The sequence below is a fragment of the Rhodococcus sp. JVH1 genome (assembly GCF_000280725.2).
Taxonomy (GTDB): Bacteria; Actinomycetota; Actinomycetes; order Mycobacteriales; family Mycobacteriaceae; genus Rhodococcus_F; species Rhodococcus_F jostii_A.
The window spans coordinates 7,545,255-7,564,397 of record NZ_CP166289.1; the positions used below are offsets into that span (position 1 = coordinate 7,545,255).

Here is a 19,143-nt window from a genome sequence, read left to right on the forward strand (position 1 = left end):
GATCGCGCCAGGATTTCGACAGGCACACGATGGCAACCCATGCCCGCACGACTCGACCCGACGGTCGGAGAGCGGGATGTGGTGTTCGAGATCGGGACTGACCGTTTGATGTATGTGGGACGGTCGGAGTCGGTCGACAACACTGCGCACCTGCTGCCGCGGGGGATGCGGTTCGAGGTGATCTCGGCAGACGAGGGGCGTTACCGTCACCCGGATGGGAGTATCGGCCGGCGGATGATCGTGCGGTTGCAGGATGTCCCCGAGGAATGAGGCGCTTTGGGATTGGACTGTCCACAGACGACAAGGGACAGCCCGCGTTGGTCGTGCATCCGGAGATCAAGTTGGGGCGCGCGCACTTCCGGCCGGTCGGCGTCGAGCAACCCGAGCCCGAGGAGACGCCGAAGCAACGCGCCCGCCGGGAGTTGAAGAAGCGGATGACCGACGAGCGGCTCTCGAAGCAGAGAACCGGAGGCCCCGACCCCGAGAAGGGGTGAACGCCTCCGGCTCAACCGGTGCATCCGCAGCGTCGCCGACTCTAGCCCACTCTTGCCCACGAAGTAGACAGTCCGCCTTGTTCGAGCGGCCCCGGCACTGCGATCAGAGGATCGGGGGACATGTCATCACCCGTTGTGAAAGCCGCACTCCGTAGCGGTGGGAGAGGCGGCCAGGAATGGGCGCACTTCGAGCCATTCGTGGATCGGTTTCCCCTCCGCACCCGGGGCCGCGGACAGCTCGCCGGCCAGCTCGAGTGCCCGCTCGTGGGTCTCGACGTCGATCACCATCCAGCCGGCGATCAGGTCCTTGGTCTCCGCGAACGGGCCGTCGGTGATCGGCGGTCGTCCCTCGCCGTCGTAGCGGACGAACGTGCCCTCCGGGGAGAGTGCCTGGCTGTCGACGAACTCGCCGGTGCTGTCGAGCCGAGCGGCGAAGTCGTTCATGTACTGCACGTGGGCGGAGATCTCCTCCGGCGTCCACTGGTCCATGGGCACGTCGTTGACCGATGCGGGCGCGCCCCGGTAGTGCTTGAGCAGCAGGTACTTGGCCATCGTGTTCTCCTTGGTGCGGTACGGCCCATTCTGGCCGTGTTCACTCCGGGGACGAAGCCGCGCGCGGCTTCTCGACATCCCACGGCGACATTTCCTGACCATCTTCTCTGTCGGGCCACAATCCTGCTAGGGGTGGGCGTCTCGTCCAGTCCAGTGATGATGGCCTCTAGTCTCGGGTCTGGTTGGCGTGATGCTTGACCCAACGCGCCTGTCGGTGGTCCCAGTAGCGGGCGCGATCGTGTGAGTGACGACACGGAGTTGAAGCGGGCGCTGCTGTTCCCGTCGTTGTTTTCCTGTGTGATTCTGCGTTTGCGCCGAGAGAACCATTGGCTGTCCGGTGCCCGATGGAAGGGCTTTGGTGGGGCAGCCTGTGCGCGCGCAGAACCACGTCGTGGGTGTGGTGTGCACCCGCGCCGCCGCTGATCGAACGCTCCCGCACCTCGTTGACGTCCATGTGCCAGCTGTAATCGAGTAGCGCCGCCACGTCACCGGGGGTGACCCAGTCGGCGGGATCGAAGCCGTGCTCGCGCGCCGCATCCGCGTCGGGGATGTCGTGGTGTACAACCAGCAAGGTGCCGCCCGGTGCGACGGCGGATATCAACGCACATTCGGCGGAACGCTCAGCGGTTCTGCGCAACGCGGGGTACTGAGCTGAGACCAGGTCGAAACCACCCGCGGGCAAATCGGCATCGAGTAGTCCGCTCAATACCCAGGTGATGTCCACGTCTTCCCCGTCGGCGTGGGCCCCGGCGCGGTCGAGGGCGATGCGCGAAACGTCCAGCGCGGTCACGGCCCATCCCTGGCGGGCGAGCCAGAGCGCGTCGGCGCCTTCACCGCAACCGACGTCCAGGGCGCGTCCCGGCCGTGCGCCGGTCATCTCGTCGACAAGTGCGCCGTTGGGTTCTCCGCTCCACACGCGAGCCCGCTCGCTGTAGCGCGCATCCCATTCGTCCGCCTCGCTTGATGTCGTCTTGACCTCGGTGACCTCGCCCGCTTCTTCCATACCGACACAGTGCAATAGCACCGACGGTTTCGGCGAGAGTTCTTGCCGTATCGGCAAGAATGCCGCTGCTCGGAGCAGCCCGGTGGGCCGACCGCGACACCTCACCCGCCTGCCCTGACACCTGTCGGAAGCGGAGGCATCTCACCCCTCTGCCCTGGGTCGATGCCACTTCCCGCGAAGTCCGAAGGGCCACGGCCACAACGCGATACTGTCCACACCACGTCCAGCCAGCTCAGACAATGGGGAGAGGCCATGACCGGGAATGCAGCAACTACGCCGCCGCTCGGGGAAATCCTGACCGCCGACGAGATCGCCCAGTTCGTGTACTCCACCCGCCCGGTGGTGCTGGTGGACGTGGAACCGGCTCTGGCTGCCCCGGCGCGGGCCTACGGTGATTGGCGAGGTGCGTTGGGTCTGCCCGATCTGGCGGGGAAGGTGCGCACGCTTGTGCCGGAGACGGCCGGCGGCCGCGCGGCGGTCGCCCTAATTCCGGCCGGGCCGGGCGCGCAGCGACCACCTCGGTTCGGTTCCGGCGCCTGGAGGTCGGAGAGTGCGGGGTATGACATTGCGGTTGCCGACCACTCGCAATGGACTCGGACGCCGTAGCGGTCGCGGCACTGATCCGGTACTACGGCCGCCCGTATCCGGGCGGCGATGCCTATGTCGGGGCGCATTTCGATTCGTGGTCGAGCACCGGGGACCGGGCCGGTGAGGTGGACCGGGGGCCCGCGGATGATCTGGTCGCGGTGAACCGGTCCCCGCTGGCCCGGGGGCCCGCGTGGGACCTGGAAACCGCTATCTGGGCGTGGCCGGGGATCGGCCGGGACGAAGGCGACGAAGCTGATCGCCCGTCAACGCCCCCGGCTGTACCCGATCTAGGGTGCGTCCAGCAGGTCACGAGAGGTGTGGCTATGTGAATCGTCCCGGGTTTGATGCACACCTTCTTTCTTGGGAAGGTGATCCTTATGCCGAATGTCTATCCAGCCGAGGTGCGGGAGAAGGCCGTGCGCCTGGTCCTCGAACACCGTGACGAGTACGCCTCGGAGTACGAGGCGATCCGTACGATCGCCGAGCGGATGTCGCTGAAGACGGAGACGGTGCGGGTGTGGGTCCGTAAGGCCGAGGCGGCGGGTGGCGGCATCCCGGCTGCGTCGGCATCGGAGGCTGAGGCCGAACTGAGGGCTTTGCGGCGGAAGAACGCCGAGCTCGAGAAGACCATCGAAATATTGGAGGCTGCAACGTCTTTCTTCGCGCGGGAGTGCGACCCGCCACGCAAGTGATCTGCCGGTTCATCGCCGAACACCGCGATCAGTTCTTCGGTCGTACCGATCTGCCGGGTGCTCACCGAGCACGGGTGCACGATCGCCCCGAGAACCTTCTACGCCTGGCGCAGCCGGCCGTTGTCGAAACGGGCATTGTGGGACGCCACCATCACCGCGGTGCTGGCCTCCTACTACGTCGAGCGGGACGAGCACGGTCGACGCAGACCGGAGTCGCTGTACGGCTCGTTGAAGATGTGGGCCCACCTGCGCCGCCAGGGCATCGAGGTGGCCCGCTGCACCGTCGAACGGCTCATGCGCGTCAACGGGTGGCGCGGTGCCAGCAGGGCGAAGAGGGTCCGCACCACCGTGCCGGAGCCGTCGGCAACGCGGCCGCCGGATCTGGTCGACCGGAACTTCCGGGTCGACCGGCCCGACGCGCTCTATGTCGCGGACTTCACGTAAGTCCGGAGGGTGTCCGGCTTCGCGTACACGGCGTTCGTCATCGATGCGTTCGCCGGCACGATCGTCGGTTGGGAGGTGTCGACGTCGAAGGAGACCGCGATCGCGGCGGGCGGTGAACCAGGCCTGCACCATGCGGACGATGCAAGGTAACCCATTGCGCGGAAACACCATTCACCACAGCGACGCGGGGTCGCAATATACGGCTCTGCGTTTCGGGGAGACCCTGTTCCTGCAGGGACTGCTGCCGTCGATTTGGTCGGTGGCCGACGCCTTCGACAACGCCCTCGCCGAGACGACGGTCGGGCTCTACAAGGCCGAGTGCATCGCCGACGACTCCCCGTTCCGCATCGGGCTGCTACGCACCGTCAGCGACGTCGAGGAGGCCACCTCGGCGTGGGTGCACTGGTACAACACCGACCGGCTGATGCACCGCCTTGGGCGGATCCCGCCCACCGAGTACGAGGCCAGGTACTACGCTGCACAACGTGCCGATCAACCGGTCGCACACAAATAACAGTGTGTGCATCGGACCCGGGATGGTTCACTTCCTTCGCCGGCCCAGAAACGCCGCCCCGGCAGCTGTGAGCTGTACCGTGCGGGTATTCCGCTCAAACAACACAACACCCAAATCGCGGTGGCTGCGACGTATGCAATCGCGTCGCAGCCCGTCCGAATTTGAGTTCTTCAGCGACAGCAGCAAAACTGATGAGGTGACGAAGTTCCACACCGGCCACCGTGAGGATGCGTACCTCACGTTGACCATCAGGGGACTACCAATGTGAACGGTGTGGACTCCTGAAGCTAGGGAGGCGCCTGTGCGTGACGTGACAGCCGGTGCGTGAACGACCGGGTCGGGCAATCGTAGACACCCGTCCTACAGCCTGAGGCGGCGGCAGCACCCGGCCGCGTTTGCGCCAAACATCACGACATCGCCTGCGGTGACGGCCGAGTTGACGAACTATCTTGCGCCCGTGCCCGCCTCCGGTATCAGTGCTCCGGAGCATGTCGCCGGCGCGCCTCGAACGACAGGACCCACCGCACGATGTAGTCGCGGAGGAGGAAGAGGCGGTTTAAGGGCATCCCGATGGTGCTGTAGCACAGCACTTTACGGCGCAGATGCCGCCGAATGGTGCGGGTGGTGACCTGCCGCATCACGGTCGTGCGGTCCAGGTTGAGCCAGACGAGATCTGGGCGCGGTCGGCGAGCAGCTCTCGGACGTTTCCGCGATCGCCTCCACGGCACGGGCCCTCGCGACGTCGGCTCGGGCAGCCCAGAGGAAGGCGCGATTGTCAGCCCGCTCATCCGAGACGGCCGCTAGCACTTGTGCCGTCCGACGAATCCGTGTCTTACTCGTTGGGTGGCTGACGTGCGTTGGCTTGTTTGCGCCGGCCGGTAGAACCAGGAGGTTCACGATGGCTATCGCGCGCATTTTCGTATCAGCAGGGCAGTCGTGGCTCACGGCTGACGCGGACAGTGAGATTCGGTCATGAGTGACCGCGCGCCGTTCCTGATGACCGGTGTCGGCGGTGGTTACAGCAGTATCAGCCGGTTGGTCGCCGAGCTGCTGCTCCGCAGTGGCGAGCCCGTGCGGGCGATGGTTCATCGCGACGACGGCCGCGCCGATGCCCTACGGGAGCTGGGAGCGGACATCGTCGTGGGCGATCTGACCCGCCCTGGCGACGTCGCTGCAGCGTTGGCGGGCGTGAGGCGGATGTTCTTCAACATGAGTGTCTCCGCGGACTATCTGGAGGCCGCCGCTGTCGTCTGCGCGATCGCCAACGAGCGGGGCGATCTCGAGGCGTTGGTGAACATGTCGCAGATGACGGTGTCGCAGATGACGTCGACCAGCACCGACGAGTCTCGGCACCAACGGCTGCACTGGCTCGCCGAGCGCATCATGAACTGGTCCGGTCTGCCCGTCGTCCATGTCAGACCCACGGTTTTCCTGGACAATCCGCTGTTCACCGTCGTGGCGAGCCGTTCGGTAGCCGAACGCGGCGTCTTGGCCTTGCCGTTCGGTACCGGCAGGACCTCGCCCGTTGCCGCCACCGACGTCGCCCGCGTCATCGCCGCCATTCTTCAGGATCCGGCAGGACGTATCGGGCAGGTCTTCGAGCTGACCGGCCCCGCCGTCCTGGACATCGATGGCCTCGCCGAGCAGTACACCCGTGGCTTGGGTCGGCCGGTAACGGGATCCGATCTGCCCTACGGCAGCTTCGTGGAGCTGATGGGCGCGGTGCCCGGTATCTCGTCGCACACCGTGCAACACCTTCTCACGGTCGCCACACTGCACCGCGACGATCGCTACAATCGGCTGACCACCGACGTCGAGGACGTCACCGGGCAGCCCGCGCAGTCGGTCGAGCAGTACGTCGCCGCACACCGCGAGCTGTTCTCGAGGCCGGCTGCCGCTGGGTAGAGGGTCCTGGGGGTCATCGCGGTGGTGCGTCGAACCGAGTCCACTCCGATGCCCACTGCCGCATCCGGGTCCGGGCCGACACTGCGTGTACGAGTGCCGGGACGAGGACGATGCCGCCGGATCCGAGCGCCCATACCCCGCATGCGGCAGTCACGGCCACCACTGTGTCTTCCCGGTTACTTCGGATGGGGCCGGTGAGGTTGCCGTCGGCGCCGACGCTGATGGTGGTGGTCTGCCCCGCCGTCGCGTGCGCATCGGTGGGTACCACGGCGGTGTGGTCCCCGTTGGGCGTGGACCAGCGGACTCGGGCACTGTCCTGGTTGTGGCTGTGTCGAAGTGCGTCGTCGGGCGTGTCGGGTGCTGGGTGGGTGTCCTCGAGCAGGACTGCGGGTACTTGGTGCACGCCGGAGCGCAGCGTTTGGGTTTGTTGTTCCAACCTGGTGTGGGTCGCCGTTCCGAATGCGGCGGCGCACGGGACCAGCAGCAGTATCAGCATCGCGGCGAGCAGCACGAGGACGGCCTCGTATCGGTCGCCGCGGCGCATCAGGCGGTTGCGACTCCACGGCCCGAGTCGCCACAACCGGATCGGCGTGGGTACCGGTGCCGATTCCTCCCGACGCATCATCCGACCTCCGGCAGGATTGCGGTTCTCCTCCTTTCGATTGTGCGACGGAATCCGTGGCGGTGCATTCCTGGCGGCGTCGCATACTGTGCCGATGATCCTGGAACACGCCCTGCTGTCCGTGGCACCCGAGAGAGTCGAGGAATTCGAATCTGCATTCGGGCGGGCCGAGTCGATCATTTCGTCGATGCCCGGATTCCTGCGACTGCGATTGTCACGCGGCCTCGAGCGACCGAATGTCTATCTCCTGCTGGTCGAGTGGGAAGAACTCGAAGACCACACCGAAGGATTTCGGCAATCCAGCCGGTACCAGCAGTGGAAGGACCTGCTGCACCACTTCTACGATCCCTTCCCGCTCGTAGAGCACTACGCGCCTGTCCGCGAAGTGTGATTCGAGGCCTCGCCGAGGCTGGCGCAACACGCGGACACCAGTCTGGTGGTGGCGGGGCTTCCGCCGTCACCACAGGACGGGCACACCATCGTGACGGTCCGTGCGATTTCGTCGACAGTGACGGTGAGCGGCACGGCGCACTGGCGGCACCACCTGTGTCGCGTGACGGCGTTGACGTGTGTCGGCGACGCGACGCATTGGTGAATCCACCGTCGGTGCAGCGGGCACGTCGTCCGATCGTCGGGGGCCAAGGTTCGCGCATCCTCAGCGGCGTCTTCCCTGGCCAGTTGATCACTCAGCACGGTCGCGCAGGACCGTCTCACCCCAGATGAGCGGTGGCGGGCCGGTGCGAGACGGATCGCGTAGGAGGTAGTCATGGGGTCACCTCGACGAGATCGAACCGGGAGTGCAATTGCGCCCAGGTCGCCCGGCGACGGCCATCGTGGGTGCGGTAACCGCTGCCCGGCTCCGGAACCCAGGTCCGCATCAGATCGTCACGTACCGCGGGACGGTCGGTGGGTTCGCACGTGTGCGCCAGCGCGGCGACCAGCCACACCCGGGAGGTGGTGCTGCCGGGGGAGACCGAGTCGGTATCCGCGCCGAGCGGGTTCGTAGTCATGGGTCGTCCTCACGTCGGTCCCCGTCGCGTACCGGTACTCGAAAAAGGTTGGCCCTCAACGAGTTGCTGATCCGCGCGGGATTCTCTGTCTGACCTCATGATCCGCCGGCTGGGGTGTGATGCGTGTCTCATTTCCTGACACCAAGCGGTGCGGGCGACGTCATATGTCGATGCCGAATTCCTTGATCTTGCGGTAGATGGTGGCCCGTGAGATGCCGAGAGCTGTTGCTGCGGCCTTCTTGTTGCCGTGGTTCTCTTCGAGGCTGCGCACGATGGCGTCGCGTTCGAGGGCCTCGATCTGTGTGAGTGTGTGTCGGCTCAGAGCTCGGCACATCGGGGGAAGCTGCTCGACCTCGACGACCCCGGAGCGCTGACGCTGGACCACGTCGTGCAGAACCTGCCGGAGCTCGGTGACGTTGCCGGGCCAGCTGTACTTGCAGAGTTGGCGCATCGCCGCAGGCGAGAGAGACAAGTCCGCGCCGCGCCCTAGCTGTCGCAGCAAATGCGGTACCAAGCTGTGAAGATCGTCGATGCGATGACGCAGCGCGGGCATGGTGACGGTATGGCTGAAGTGGGGAAGGATCAGCGTGTCGAGGTCGGTGTTGTGATCGGTTCCGCCGATGGTCGCGCCGATCCATCCGGCGTGTTCGCGTCCTTGAACGAGGTCGGCGACAGTCCGCAGCTGCGACTCGCCGAGGAGGTCGATGTCGCGCAGGATGACGCTGAATCGGTCTTGTCCGAGTTCCTGTTCGAGTGCCGGCAGGCCGGCGCTGTCGCCCGCCAGTTCGGCCACCGTGAAGATCCGTGTGCGGATGGGAATATGCTCGATGGCAACAGCTTTGAGAGCTGATGCGCGGCCGCTTCCGGCTTCGCCGGAGACGGTGACCCACTGTTGTTCGCGCGCGCAGCGAGCGATCTGCTGGCAACTGCGACGCCAGGACGCGCTGTTACCGGTGATTCCGGGCAAGACGCGGATGCTCTCCAGAGCAGGGGAACCCGATGTGGGGATCTCCAGCAGATGTACGTAGAACAAGGCCAGCTGCCGTCGGGCCCCGAGCCCGAAGTCCTCGACCGAGGACAGCCGGGCCGTCTGCCCGCTGGGGAGGGCGACGATGTGTCGTTGGGTGGCCGGAGCGCCGCTCAGGTCGACGGCGTGTTCGAGCAACGCACCCTGATCCTGGGCATCCAGTGCCACGCGTAGTTTTCGGTTGACGAGAACGACGTCGTCGCCGAGCGCCAACACCCCCGTTCGGGGTGACCGTCGACAGGCCTTCAGATAGGCGTTGAGTAACGCGGTCTGGTCCGCACTGGCCTGTGCCAGGAGCCGACCTTCGATCTGAGCCGTGGCGGATTTGGCGAGGGTGGCCAACAGCGGGCCCCCGTCCTCTACCCAGCCGGTGAGATCGAGCGCGCCGACGAGGGCGCCCGACATCGGATGGGTGATCGGGACACCGGCGCATGCCAGTTGCCCGAGACAGTCGGCGTAGTGTTCGGCGCCCGTCACCAGGGTGGGCTGACGAGTTTCGAGAGTGGTGCCGATTCCGTTGGTGCCGACGAATTCTTCCGAGTAGCTGTAACCGGGTATCAGTTGGACGTCGTCGAGTGTGCGATTGAGTCGTCGGCTGGCGGTGATCCTGGTCAAGATCACTCCGTCAGCCGAGGTCAGGATGACGCTCACCGGTTCGTCGACCAGTCCGTCCGCGAGTTGCCGCAGCACGGGTTCGGCTGCCGCCACGAGAGGGCAGTCCAGATTCGGCTCTCGTACGAACGGGAGGTCGAGTTGGTCGGGGCGCACCTTGAGCGACTTCGATCGCTGCCACGAGTACGAGATGGGCTGGCGAACGGAGCTGTCGAGGCCGTCGTCGGCGAGGAACAGCTCTCGCGCCTTCTGTAGATCCTTGCTGGTCATGCTGTATTGACGCCCCGATTCTCCGCCTCTCACGTAGTTGAGGGTACGTCGTCTCGATGTGAGACGGGTCTCAATATGAGACGGGGTGGTGGAGGACCGGGATCAGTGCGGAGAGGGCCGCGGCGTCGGCCGGGATGCACTGTCATCGACGTGGCCTTTCGACGCAGGGGAACGGGGATGAGCGATTCGCTGTAGCCGCTCGGCGCACACGGCGAGAAGACGGTGCCGGAGGGTGTCGTCGAGGGGCGGGAAACGGCGCCCGGCCAGGACCTTCAGGCGTTCGAAGTACCGCGCCTCGGTCCACCCGAACGTGACGAAGATGTCTTCGGCGCTGCCGCCGCCGAACACTGCCCACCGATTGCCGAACTCCAGGACGAGGTCGTCGTCCCGCTTCGATCGGACATGTGGTTTCGTGGGTGTCATATCGCACGCCCCGGATTGAGAATTCCGGTGGGGTCGAACGCTGCCTTGACTTCTGCCATCAGGGACCTCTCCACCGAGCCGATCATGGGTTCGAGGTAGCGGCGTTTGAGGTCGCCGACGCCGTGCTCGCCCGTGATGGATCCGCCCAGCGCCAAGCATCCCGCCACCATCTCGTCGAAGGCCTGGTGGGCCCGTTCGGTGGCGTCCGGATCTGCGGCGTCGAACACGATCGTGGGGTGGAGGTTGCCGTCGGCAGCGTGCCCGAAGGTGCCGATGAGGAGGTGGTGGTGGTCGGCGATGCGGGTAATCGCGTCGAGCATGTGCGGTAGCCGGGGCACGGGCACGGCCAGGTCGTCGAGCAGAGTGCTGCCGCGGCGTTCGAGGGCGGTCAGCGCCACACTGCGGGCCTGCATGAGGGCGTGACCTTCGGCGGGGTCGGCGCTCACGTACAGCTCGGTGGCCGCGGCACGGCACGCGTCCGCGCTGCGCCGGGCCTCCTGCTCGGCCGCGTCGCCGTCGCATTGGATCAACAGCAGCGCGCCGGCCGTCTGGTCGAGACCCATGTGGGTCATGTCGTTGACGGCCGAGACGGTGGTGCGGTCCATGAGTTCCACCAGGCTCGGGTCGGCCACTTCCTGAATCGCCATCACCGCGTCGACCGCCTGGACGGGCTCGGCGAAGGCGGCGACGACGGTGGCCGTGCGTGCCGGTGGTCGACGCAGCCGCATGGTCGCCTCCACGATGACGGCCAGCGTGCCCTCGGACCCCACGAGCAGTTGGGTCAGGTTCAATCCGGCGACATTCTTGCGAGTGGCGGCACCGGTGTGGATGATCCGGCCGTCGGCGAGCACCGCCTTGATCCGGGCGACGTGGTCGCCGGTGACCCCGTATTTCGCGCAGCATGCTCCGCCGGCATTGGTCGCGAGGTTTCCCCCGATCGTGGAGACGGCGCGACTGCCGGGGTCGGGGACGTACCAGAGTCCGCGCTCCGCGGCCGCGGCGGCGAGGTCACCGTTGATCACTCCCGGCTCGACCGTGGCGGTGCGGGACTGTTGGTCGATGGTGAGGATGCGGTCGAGTTTCTCGGTGCTGAGCACGATGCAGCCGTCGATCGCGTTGGCCCCGCCGGCGAGACCGGTGCCCGCCCCTCTCGTGACGACCGGAATGCCGTACCGGTGGGCGGTTTTCAGGGTTGTCACGACGTGATCGGTGGTCCGGGCGCGGACCACCGCGATCGGATGTCCGGAGGGGGAGAGCAACGACTGGTCGCGGGTGTAGGCGATCATGGTGTCGCTGTCGGTCACCACGGCATCGCCCAGTGCCGCGAGCAGACCCGCGACGGGGCCTGTCGTCACCACGGTCATGCTTGTCCTTCCATAATCTTGTATTCCGTCAGGTTGTGCACCGCACCGGGTTACCGGTTGATCTCCAGTTCGCCCATGCGGGACCAGTCGGTGCCGGGTAGTTCGGTGTGGAGGATGCGCGGTGTCTCGCTCAGTGCCGGGCGCATCGCGTCCAATCCCTTCCGGAAGTGGTCGGCAGCGACGTGGTCGGAGCCGGCCTGCCCGTCCCGGAACGCCTCGATCAGCACGAACTCGGCGGGATCGTCTGCGCTGCGATGCCATTCGAACCAGAGATTGCCCGGCTCGGATCGGGTCGCGTCGGTGAACTCCTTGGTGACGAGTAACCAATCGTTCCGGTACTTGTCGAGGACATTGAACTTCACGACGATGAAAATCACGATGACTCACTTTCTTTCGGACGAATGCCTCGCCGCCGGAACGGGGGAGTGGGTCACCGCCTCGCAGGACCGTCGAGGCGGTGACCCACGGGCTTGCTCTAGTAGATGTTCGACGGGCGGACCATGCCCTCGGCGAGATCGCCGAAACCGGGTGCCATGATGGCGCCGGGATTGCCCAGCACCTCTTCCACGACAGCGGTCTCGGTGGTGATCAGAAGTGCCGCGATCGAGGCCGCGCTCTCGAGTGCGGCGCGGGTGACCTTGAACGGATCGATCACCCCGTCGTCGAACATGTCCCCGTATTCACCGGTGAGTGCGTTGAACCCGTGCCCGAGCGGCAAACCGGCGACCACCTCGACGACCTCGTCGCCGTCGAACCCGGCGTTGATCGCGATCCAGCGCAGCGGTTCGGCGAGGGCGCGGCGCACGACGTCACACCCGATGGCCTCGTCGCCGGTCAGGTCGAGATCGGCCAACGCCCGATGCGACTGCGCCAGCGCGGTACCACCACCGGAGACGATCCCCGCCTCCACCGCGGCGCGAGTGGCGGCCAGAGCGTCCTCGACGCGCAACATCCGCTCCTTGAGCTCGACGCTGGTCGCGCCGCCGACGCGGATGACGGCAACTCGACCGGTGAGCCGGGCGATGCGCAGTTCGAGGCTTTCCTGGTCCGCCTCGATCTTGGCGCGCTCGTGCTGGGACTCGAGCTGGGCGATGCGGGCGTCGAGCAGGCGCTGGTCCCCGTGCCCGCCGACGATCGTGGTCTCGTTCTCGGTGACGGTGATGCGGTCACACGAACCGAGATGTTCGACACTGATTTCGGACAGTTCGATGCCGGTGTCCTTGGCGATCACGTGCCCACCCAGTGCCACCGCGAGGTCTTCGAGCTCGGCGACCCGGCGGTGTCCGAAACCGGGGGCCCGGACGACCACCGACTGCATCGTCTTGTGCATGTTGCCGCCGACGAGTAGTTGCAGGGCCGGCCCGTCGACTTCCTCGGCAAGCACCACCAGGGGCCGGTCGGCGCGCTTGGCCACCTCGATGCTCGGCATGATGTCTTGGACCTGGGTGATCTTCTTGTTGGTCAGCAGGATCAGCGGATTGGTGTGCACCGCTTCCATCCGCTCCGGGTCGGTGACCATGTAGCCGGAGATGTAGCCGTGATCGAACTCGATGCCGTCGACGATGTCGACCGACAGCCCGAGGGTGTCGCTCTCCTCGGTGGTGACGACCCCGGACTTGCCGACGTAGTCGACGGCCTTCGAGATGGCGTGCCCGATCACCTCGTCGTCGCTGGCGGCGAGGGTCGCGATCCGTTGCAGATCGCTCTGCCCCCCGATCTGGGAGGCCTGTTCGTGGAGGGAGTCGACGACCACGGACACGGCCCGTTCGATGCCGCGGCGCACCCGCATGGGGTTGGAGCCGGCATCGACGGACCGCAGCCCCTCTCGGACCATAGCCTGGGCGAGCACGGTTGCGGTGGTGGTGCCGTCGCCGACCACACCATTGGTCTTCATCGCCACTTCCTTGACCAGCTGGGCGCCCATGTTGGCGAAGGGTTCGCGGAGCTGGATCTCGCGGGCGATGGTCACGCCGTCGTTGGTGATCGTCGGTGGTCCGGTGAGCTTTTCGAGCACCGCGTTGCGCCCCTTGGGGCCGAGGGTCACCTTGACCGCGTCGGCGAGGGCGTTGACGCCGTGCTCGAGTCGTGCCCGGGCGTCCGTGTTGTACCGCAGCTCTTTTGCCATGGCTGATGTTTCCTTTCGTGCGTACTCGAGCGGGGGATGCGATGTGCTACGGGACGAGAATCGCCCGGCCGCGCACCCGGCCGGCATCGAGATCGTCGAGTGCTTGCTGGAAGTCCTCGAGCCGGTACCGGGTGGTGTGCAGGGTGACCTTGCCCTGGGCGGCAAGGGTCATGAGCTCCTGGAGGTCGTTGTAGGAGCCGACGAGATTTCCGATGAAGTTGATCTCGGTGGAGATCACATCGATCGTCGGGACGTCGATGTTCTCGCCGTACCCGACGACGTAGTAGTTCCCGGCGCGGCGCAGCATCGCGATCCCTTCTGCAGTCGCACCGCCCTCGCCGACGAAGTCGACGACGGCCTCGGCGCCGTGACCGCCGGTCAGGTCGAGCACCTGCTGGATGTGGGTGCCGTCGGCGACGATGCCGTGGTCGGCGCCGATCTTCACGGCGAGTTCGACGGCCGCGGGGTTGCGGTCGAGCACGACCACGGTGACGCCGGAGATCGCCTTCAGGACCTGGATGCCGATGTGACCGAGCCCGCCGGCCCCGATCACGACGCACACGTCTCCGGGCCGAGTCGTCTTCGCGACCTTGGCAACGGCGTGGTACGCCGTCAGGCCCGCGTCGGCGAGGGCGGCGACGTCGGCCGGTTCGAGCGAGTCGTCGATCCGGACCACGCTGCGGGCGGTGGTGCGCAGATATTCGGCGTACCCGCCGTTGACGTCGATGCCGGGGAATGTGCTGTTCTGGCAGTGGACGTCGTCTCCGAATCGGCACGCCCGGCACAGTCCGCATGTGATGAGCGGGTGCAGAATCACCTTGTCGCCGACCGTCACGTTGGTGACAGCGTCACCCACGGCGTGGACCCAGCCGGCGTTCTCGTGGCCGATCGTGTACGGCAGCGCGACACCGGACTTCGCCTCCCACTGCCCTTCGAGGATGTGCAGGTCGGTGCGGCACACACCCGCGCCGCCGATGCGCACGATGACATCGAGCGGGCCGTCGATCGTGGGTTCGGGAATGTCGGTGAGCTGCAGTTTGGTGTGGTATCCCACCACTTGCACGGCCTTCATCGCGGGCTCCTGGTTCTGAGATTGGTGATTCGCGGTGTGGCGCCGACGGATTCGCCGTCGGCGTAGCGGGTGGCGAGCAGGCCGCGGCAGAAATGCGCGTTGCCTTCCATCGAGATGCGCACCGACTTGGCGAAGCGCAGCCGCATCGGCACCGATTCCGGGGCGATGCGCTTCCCGTCGTCGTCGACGAACACCCGACTGGCGGGGCAGATGCTCAACCCGATACCGATCCGGCGACGCAGCAGCGCGGCCTTGGCCTTCCCGGGGGCGAGGTCGCTGAGGGTGAGCCGGTAGATCTCGTTCACACCCACATCGGTGGTCTTCAGGTGCGCCTCGACACACCGCTCCATCGCCGCGGCGTGTGCCTTGGACCGGAACGTTCGGCGCAACTCGTGCAGACTCTCCTCCGCCTCGGAGCCGAACGTCCCGACGTATCCGGCGTCCGCCGCGAGACCGGTGTTGATCTTGTCGCTGTCGTGGTGGTCGTCGAGCAGCACCCGCACCTCGCCGATGTCCTCGACCAGACGCAGGGCGTCGAGGGCGTCGGAGGCCATGAGGTAGGCGAAGTTCGGCGAGCAGAACGCGGTAGGCAGCCGCAGGTGCACGGTCACCCCGTCGTCGTCGAGCATCACCGACCGGACGAAACCGAGATCGGTGATCGGCTCGTCGAGCTCCGGGTCGGTGACCGTCGCGAGCGCCGCGAGGATGTCCTCCTCCGCGCCGACGGCAAGGGTGGTCATGATGACACGACCTCCCTCGCTCCTGCCGCAACCTCGACACCTTCCTGCCCGGCCGGCTCGGGCAGCTGCAGGTCCGCGGGAACATCGATGTCGTACAGCGCTGCCGCGTTGAGGCCGAGGATCTTCTTCTTCTGCTCGACGGTGATCGGGGCGTAGTCGGTCAGCATGTCCTCGGGGATCTGAAAGTCGACGAACTGCTCGATCAGCCACCTCGGGGTCCACAGCGCGTAGTCGCTGCTGAACAGGATCTTGTCCTCACCGATCCAGTAGAGGAGCTCGCCGATGATCTGGGCGAAGTAGCGGGGCCGGGTGTGGATGAACGGAAGGGCAACCGCGAGGCCGCCGTAGACGTTCGACTCCTGGGTCGCGATCCAGCAGAAGTCCTCGAGCCGCGGCAGGCCGACGTGCTCGACGACGAACCGCAGGTCCAGGTAGTCGGTCGCGACCTTGTCGACGTCCGCCACGTCGAAGGCGTCGCGGTCCAGGGGGCGGATCGTGGGGCCCTTGTGGATGTGAATGTTCTTGATGCCCAGCTCGATGCACTCTTCGAGGTAGCGCCGCGACCACGGGTCGTCGAGCTTGTAGCCGCGGGAGTCGCCGTGCCACTCGGCGGTGTAGAGTTTGACGCCCTGCAGGTTCATCCGAGCCGCGTCCCTGCGCAGTTGCTCGAGCCCGGCCTCCTCGTAACGAGGGTCGTAGGCGTGGTTGTAGGTGAGCTTGTCGGGGTGCTTCCGAGTGAGGGCGAACGCTTCCTCGGTCTGCCCGAATCCGTTGCGGTAGAACTCGCTCAGCAACGCCGGCTGGAAGATCGCGTGGTCGACGTATCCGTCCACGAACAGGTCCTGCATCAGACGGTCACCGCCGTAGTACGTGTAGGTGTCGTAGTCCCACACGACCTCTTCGGGGCTGAGGTTCTTGTGGTAGTCGTAGAAGCAGTCGATGAACTGCTTGCCGTGCACGTTCTTCTGGTTCGACTCGCGGGCGTCCCAGAGGGCTACATGCGCGTCCACGATGAAGTATTTCTGACCGTCCTTCTGATACATCGGGTCCTCGCTTGGTCCTGGTTTTCGGGTGGGCTGGGGGTGTCCGGGGCCACCCTGTGTGGCCCCGGACAGCTGCGATCTACTGCGCTGTGAGGTCGAATCCGATGTACTCGGCGGCGTCCTCGGGGCTGGCGAACAGCAGGGTCTTCTCGTCGAGGTGGACCATGCGCCCGTAGTGGGTGGAGCTGATCTCCTCGAAGATGGAGCCGTCGAATTCCTGGCCGAGGGCGTCGGTGAGTTCCTCGTAGTCGAAGTCGAGCAGCTTCTGGCCGTCGACGCGGATCATCGACGGGTACTCGGTCAGCTCGACACCGTCCTTGGCGCCCATCACTTCCGCGACGACACGGCCGATGGGGGTGTTCATCAAGGTCACGCCACACATGTTGGAGAACTCGGTGGACGATCCGAATTGCATGCTCACTTGTCCAACTCCTTGGGGATGTCGAGCCCGAGGTCCTCGAGCAGGGAACGGAACTTGTCGGTGGCGGCGTCGAAACTGGTGGCGAAGGTGATCGCCTTGTCGGCCGGCTGTGACCAGATCGGCTGCAGTGCCCGGGCGGCGTCGAGGCACCGTGGCACCCAGATCGAGAGCCAGGTGCCGAACAGCTCCTTGTTCGTCTCCCCGTGCTCGGGGTCTCGGGTGAGCAACCGGAACAGGTTGCGGGTGTAGGCGAGGTCGCGGTCGTAGTCGTGTTCGCCGGTGCCGACGATGGTGGGGGTGATGTAGTCACCGTTACCGGCGGCGATCTGCATGACCAATTCGCTGCGGAACAGGGTGCCGACCAGCTGCTCGAAGACGATGTTCGAGGCGAACAGCAGCTCACACCAGTCCGGAACCGCGGTGAGCCGCTCGACGACCTCGCGGGTGGGCTGCCACTCGGGTGCGGACTGCCAGACCTCCTTGTGGGCGAGACCGTCGAAGTCCTCGGTGGCCTCGGACAGGTCGAGGTTGAACAGGGCCAAGTCCTGGGCGAAGCGCATCTTGTGGGCGGCGTTCACCGCGACGGCGGTGTTGATCATGTTCGTCGGGCAGGACCGCTGGATCGAGGTGAACACATGCAGCGCCAACCCGTTCTCGGCGTGCATCCAGGCCCCCAGGTTGCGGGAGATGAACGTCAGCCACGGGGTGTTCCAGGCGTCGTAAACTCGGGCACGCTTGGCGTTGGACAGGCACAACTCGACCTGATGGACCACCTTGGAGTTGTTGCGGAAGATGGTCTGGTCCCACTCCTCGTTCGGGTCGAGGAAGGCGTGCCAATTCGACGACTTCGCGGCCGTCCACTCCTGTGGGTAACCGCCGGGTCCGTCACCGAAGCCGTAGATCCAGCCCTGCGAGAGGTGACGGTCGGGGTCGGGCTGCACGTCGACGGTCACGTCCTCGTACATCGTCGACCGCTTCTTGGCCGGTGTGTAGTAGCTGAACGAGCGGCTGCGGGAGCTGGGGAACTCCAGCGCACCGGCTTCGGAGTCGGTGAACTCGATCTTCGGAAAGCTGCGTTGCTTGGACTCGGAGGTTGCGGTCATCTCGTTTCTCAGTTCTGTCGGTGAAGCAGGAAGGTGGTTTCCGAGGGACGTCTACTCGAAGGCGGGGCTGGTGAACTTGTCGTAGAAGATCTGGTCGTGCGGGGTGCCCTTCGCCTCGAGCAGTTCCAGGGCGGCGTCGACCATCGGCGGCGGCCCGCACAGGTACACCTCGGCCCGCCCGAGCTCGGGTTCGCTGCAGCTGACGACGTCGGTGACATTGCCGTCCTCGACGGTGATCGCACCCACCGGCGGTGGGTCCATCGATTCGGACAGGCAGGCCACGAAACTGAAATCCTTCAGTCCCTGTCCGAGTTCGAGGATCTCGTCGAGGTAGAACAGGTCCTGCGGGGTGCGGGCACCGTAGTAGAAGTGCACCTGCCGGGTGTTGCCCGTCTCGCTCATGTGCCGCAGCAACGACAGCAGCGGAGCCATCCCCGCGCCGCCGCCGATGAAGACCATTGGCAGAACGTGGCCTTCCTTGATGGTGAACGACCCGTACGGACCGGTCAGGGCGATCTCGTCACCTACCGATATCCCGTCCTCGAGCAGGCCGGCGAACTTGCCGCCGGGGTACTTCTTGATGAGGAATTCGACGTGCCCCGGCGTCGATTGGGTTGTCGCCATGGAGAAGGACCGATGCTCGTCGGTTCCCGGGATGTGCAGGTCGGAGTATTGACCAGGTTTGAATTCGTACCCAGCGGGTTCGACGGGCGCCAGTCGCAGCGACACGATGTCCTTGGTCATCGACTCGATCCCGGTCACCTGGGTGCGCACATCTTGGATGGGGACACCGCCCAGAAGTTCGTCCTCGTCGAAATTGAGCAGTTCGATCGTGCAGTCGCTGTATGCGGTTGAGCGGCACAGCAGCACGTGCCCCTCGTCGACCTCGGCGTCGTTGCACGCAAATGTCGAGTAGTTCTCCATCTGGATGTCGCCGTCGAGGACAAAGGATTTGCAGGCCGAGCAGCGTCCCTCACGGCAGCCGTGCATCAGGTGGATGCCTTGTCGGAATGCGGCATCGAGGATGTACTCGTCTTCGCCGACTTCCATCTCGATGTCGACGGGCTCGAAGTTGATTACGTGCTTGTCGGCCACGGGGGTTCTCCTGGGCTCGTGAAG

20 protein-coding genes and 2 pseudogenes are annotated in these 19,143 nt (G+C 65.8%); 6 read left to right on the forward strand and 16 right to left on the reverse strand.

What is annotated here, in order from left to right:
• Positions 1 to 39 precede the first annotated feature (39 nt).
• Positions 40 to 270 carry a hypothetical protein gene (locus tag JVH1_RS35525; protein ID WP_009473076.1) on the forward strand — a complete coding sequence of 77 codons (231 nt, stop codon included), beginning with the start codon at positions 40 to 42 and terminating at the stop codon, positions 268 to 270.
• Positions 267 to 494 (forward strand): hypothetical protein, encoded by a 228-nt coding sequence (locus JVH1_RS35530; protein ID WP_043777720.1) that lies wholly within the window; start codon positions 267 to 269, stop codon positions 492 to 494. Before JVH1_RS35525 ends, JVH1_RS35530 begins: the two co-directional genes overlap by 4 nt.
• A gap of 126 nt (positions 495 to 620) precedes the next feature.
• On the opposite strand, the gene JVH1_RS35535 is transcribed toward JVH1_RS35530, so the two are convergent.
• Positions 621 to 1,046: a YciI family protein gene (locus tag JVH1_RS35535; protein WP_371113071.1), complete on the reverse strand. Its 426-nt coding sequence runs from the start codon at positions 1,044 to 1,046 to the stop codon at positions 621 to 623.
• Positions 1,047 to 1,212: 166 nt separating this feature from the next.
• Positions 1,213 to 2,049, reverse strand: a complete 837-nt coding sequence (locus tag JVH1_RS35540) for a bifunctional 2-polyprenyl-6-hydroxyphenol methylase/3-demethylubiquinol 3-O-methyltransferase UbiG (RefSeq protein WP_009472956.1) — start codon at positions 2,047 to 2,049, stop codon at positions 1,213 to 1,215.
• Positions 2,050 to 2,301: 252 nt separating this feature from the next.
• On the opposite strand from JVH1_RS35540, the gene JVH1_RS35545 reads away from it, so the two are divergent.
• Both JVH1_RS35545 and JVH1_RS35550 read left to right on the forward strand, forming a co-directional pair.
• Complete coding sequence (locus JVH1_RS35545) at positions 2,302 to 2,655, forward strand: hypothetical protein (protein WP_009472955.1); 354 nt, start codon at positions 2,302 to 2,304, stop codon at positions 2,653 to 2,655.
• Between the two features lie 359 nt (positions 2,656 to 3,014).
• Positions 3,015 to 4,287: pseudogene (locus JVH1_RS35550) on the forward strand (IS3 family transposase).
• Positions 4,288 to 4,326: 39 nt separating this feature from the next.
• Here JVH1_RS35550 and JVH1_RS35555 read toward each other — a convergent pair.
• Positions 4,327 to 4,498, reverse strand: a pseudogene (locus JVH1_RS35555) (LysR family transcriptional regulator); the annotation flags it as partial.
• 761 nt (positions 4,499 to 5,259) lie between these two features.
• Here JVH1_RS35555 and JVH1_RS35560 point away from each other — a divergent pair.
• A complete protein-coding gene (locus JVH1_RS35560; protein WP_009472948.1) occupies positions 5,260 to 6,192 on the forward strand; it encodes an NAD(P)H-binding protein in 933 nt (310 codons plus the stop codon).
• Positions 6,193 to 6,205: 13 nt separating this feature from the next.
• Here JVH1_RS35560 and JVH1_RS35565 read toward each other — a convergent pair whose 3' ends face one another.
• Entirely contained in the window at positions 6,206 to 6,814 is a 609-nt protein-coding gene (locus JVH1_RS35565; RefSeq protein WP_043777592.1) for a hypothetical protein, read from the reverse strand.
• 94 nt (positions 6,815 to 6,908) lie between these two features.
• Between JVH1_RS35565 and JVH1_RS35570 the strand changes: the two genes are divergently transcribed.
• A complete protein-coding gene (locus JVH1_RS35570) occupies positions 6,909 to 7,205 on the forward strand; it encodes an antibiotic biosynthesis monooxygenase (protein ID WP_009472946.1) in 297 nt (98 codons plus the stop codon).
• Positions 7,206 to 7,578: 373 nt separating this feature from the next.
• Here JVH1_RS35570 and JVH1_RS35575 read toward each other — a convergent pair whose 3' ends face one another.
• The 12 genes from JVH1_RS35575 to JVH1_RS35630 all read right to left on the reverse strand — a co-directional run bounded on the left by JVH1_RS35575 (position 7,579) and on the right by JVH1_RS35630 (position 19,119).
• Entirely contained in the window at positions 7,579 to 7,824 is a 246-nt protein-coding gene (locus JVH1_RS35575) for a hypothetical protein (protein ID WP_009472943.1), read from the reverse strand.
• Positions 7,825 to 7,984: 160 nt separating this feature from the next.
• Positions 7,985 to 9,733, reverse strand: coding sequence for a sigma-54-dependent Fis family transcriptional regulator (locus JVH1_RS35580; RefSeq protein ID WP_009472942.1), 1,749 nt, complete (start codon positions 9,731 to 9,733; stop codon positions 7,985 to 7,987).
• A gap of 102 nt (positions 9,734 to 9,835) precedes the next feature.
• On the reverse strand, positions 9,836 to 10,156 hold the full coding sequence (locus JVH1_RS35585; RefSeq protein WP_009472941.1) for a hypothetical protein: 321 nt from the start codon (positions 10,154 to 10,156) through the stop codon (positions 9,836 to 9,838).
• Entirely contained in the window at positions 10,153 to 11,520 is a 1,368-nt protein-coding gene (locus JVH1_RS35590) for an FAD-binding oxidoreductase (protein ID WP_009472940.1), read from the reverse strand. Before JVH1_RS35590 ends, JVH1_RS35585 begins: the two co-directional genes overlap by 4 nt.
• A gap of 50 nt (positions 11,521 to 11,570) precedes the next feature.
• Positions 11,571 to 11,897, reverse strand: a complete 327-nt coding sequence (locus tag JVH1_RS35595) for a putative quinol monooxygenase (RefSeq protein WP_009472939.1) — start codon at positions 11,895 to 11,897, stop codon at positions 11,571 to 11,573.
• Between the two features lie 98 nt (positions 11,898 to 11,995).
• The gene (gene groL / locus JVH1_RS35600) at positions 11,996 to 13,645 is read right to left on the reverse strand and encodes a chaperonin GroEL (protein WP_009472938.1); all 1,650 of its coding nucleotides are present in this window, start codon (positions 13,643 to 13,645) and stop codon (positions 11,996 to 11,998) included.
• A 46-nt stretch (positions 13,646 to 13,691) separates the two neighbouring features.
• Positions 13,692 to 14,717, reverse strand: coding sequence for an NAD(P)-dependent alcohol dehydrogenase (locus JVH1_RS35605; protein ID WP_009472937.1), 1,026 nt, complete (start codon positions 14,715 to 14,717; stop codon positions 13,692 to 13,694).
• On the reverse strand, positions 14,714 to 15,457 hold the full coding sequence (locus tag JVH1_RS35610; protein WP_009472936.1) for an iron-sulfur cluster assembly protein: 744 nt from the start codon (positions 15,455 to 15,457) through the stop codon (positions 14,714 to 14,716). The genes JVH1_RS35605 and JVH1_RS35610 overlap by 4 nt, the downstream gene beginning before the upstream one ends.
• Complete coding sequence (locus JVH1_RS35615) at positions 15,454 to 16,500, reverse strand: amidohydrolase family protein (protein ID WP_009472935.1); 1,047 nt, start codon at positions 16,498 to 16,500, stop codon at positions 15,454 to 15,456. The genes JVH1_RS35610 and JVH1_RS35615 overlap by 4 nt, the downstream gene beginning before the upstream one ends.
• Before the next feature lie 79 nt (positions 16,501 to 16,579).
• Positions 16,580 to 16,921: a propane 2-monooxygenase effector subunit MimD gene (gene mimD / locus JVH1_RS35620; RefSeq protein ID WP_009472934.1), complete on the reverse strand. Its 342-nt coding sequence runs from the start codon at positions 16,919 to 16,921 to the stop codon at positions 16,580 to 16,582.
• A complete protein-coding gene (locus tag JVH1_RS35625) occupies positions 16,918 to 18,024 on the reverse strand; it encodes an aromatic/alkene monooxygenase hydroxylase subunit beta (RefSeq protein ID WP_009472933.1) in 1,107 nt (368 codons plus the stop codon). The genes mimD and JVH1_RS35625 overlap by 4 nt, the downstream gene beginning before the upstream one ends.
• A 51-nt stretch (positions 18,025 to 18,075) precedes the next feature.
• Complete coding sequence (locus tag JVH1_RS35630) at positions 18,076 to 19,119, reverse strand: FAD-binding oxidoreductase (protein WP_009472932.1); 1,044 nt, start codon at positions 19,117 to 19,119, stop codon at positions 18,076 to 18,078.
• Positions 19,120 to 19,143 lie beyond the last annotated feature (24 nt).

Coding starts and splice junctions, on each gene's coding strand:
- JVH1_RS35560 (WP_009472948.1), top strand. CDS start 5,260: ATGAGTGACCGCGCGCCGTTCCTGATGACCGGTGTCGGCGGTGGTTAC.
- JVH1_RS35545 (WP_009472955.1), top strand. CDS start 2,302: ATGACCGGGAATGCAGCAACTACGCCGCCGCTCGGGGAAATCCTGACC.
- JVH1_RS35610 (WP_009472936.1), bottom strand. CDS start 15,457: ATGACCACCCTTGCCGTCGGCGCGGAGGAGGACATCCTCGCGGCGCTC.
- JVH1_RS35580 (WP_009472942.1), bottom strand. CDS start 9,733: ATGACCAGCAAGGATCTACAGAAGGCGCGAGAGCTGTTCCTCGCCGAC.
- JVH1_RS35530 (WP_043777720.1), top strand. CDS start 267: ATGAGGCGCTTTGGGATTGGACTGTCCACAGACGACAAGGGACAGCCC.
- JVH1_RS35605 (WP_009472937.1), bottom strand. CDS start 14,717: ATGAAGGCCGTGCAAGTGGTGGGATACCACACCAAACTGCAGCTCACC.
- JVH1_RS35540 (WP_009472956.1), bottom strand. CDS start 2,049: ATGGAAGAAGCGGGCGAGGTCACCGAGGTCAAGACGACATCAAGCGAG.
- JVH1_RS35570 (WP_009472946.1), top strand. CDS start 6,909: ATGATCCTGGAACACGCCCTGCTGTCCGTGGCACCCGAGAGAGTCGAG.
- JVH1_RS35585 (WP_009472941.1), bottom strand. CDS start 10,156: ATGACACCCACGAAACCACATGTCCGATCGAAGCGGGACGACGACCTC.
- groL (WP_009472938.1), bottom strand. CDS start 13,645: ATGGCAAAAGAGCTGCGGTACAACACGGACGCCCGGGCACGACTCGAG.
- JVH1_RS35525 (WP_009473076.1), top strand. CDS start 40: ATGCCCGCACGACTCGACCCGACGGTCGGAGAGCGGGATGTGGTGTTC.
- JVH1_RS35625 (WP_009472933.1), bottom strand. CDS start 18,024: ATGACCGCAACCTCCGAGTCCAAGCAACGCAGCTTTCCGAAGATCGAG.
- JVH1_RS35565 (WP_043777592.1), bottom strand. CDS start 6,814: ATGCGTCGGGAGGAATCGGCACCGGTACCCACGCCGATCCGGTTGTGG.
- JVH1_RS35615 (WP_009472935.1), bottom strand. CDS start 16,500: ATGTATCAGAAGGACGGTCAGAAATACTTCATCGTGGACGCGCATGTA.
- JVH1_RS35575 (WP_009472943.1), bottom strand. CDS start 7,824: ATGACTACGAACCCGCTCGGCGCGGATACCGACTCGGTCTCCCCCGGC.
- JVH1_RS35590 (WP_009472940.1), bottom strand. CDS start 11,520: ATGACCGTGGTGACGACAGGCCCCGTCGCGGGTCTGCTCGCGGCACTG.
- JVH1_RS35535 (WP_371113071.1), bottom strand. CDS start 1,046: ATGGCCAAGTACCTGCTGCTCAAGCACTACCGGGGCGCGCCCGCATCG.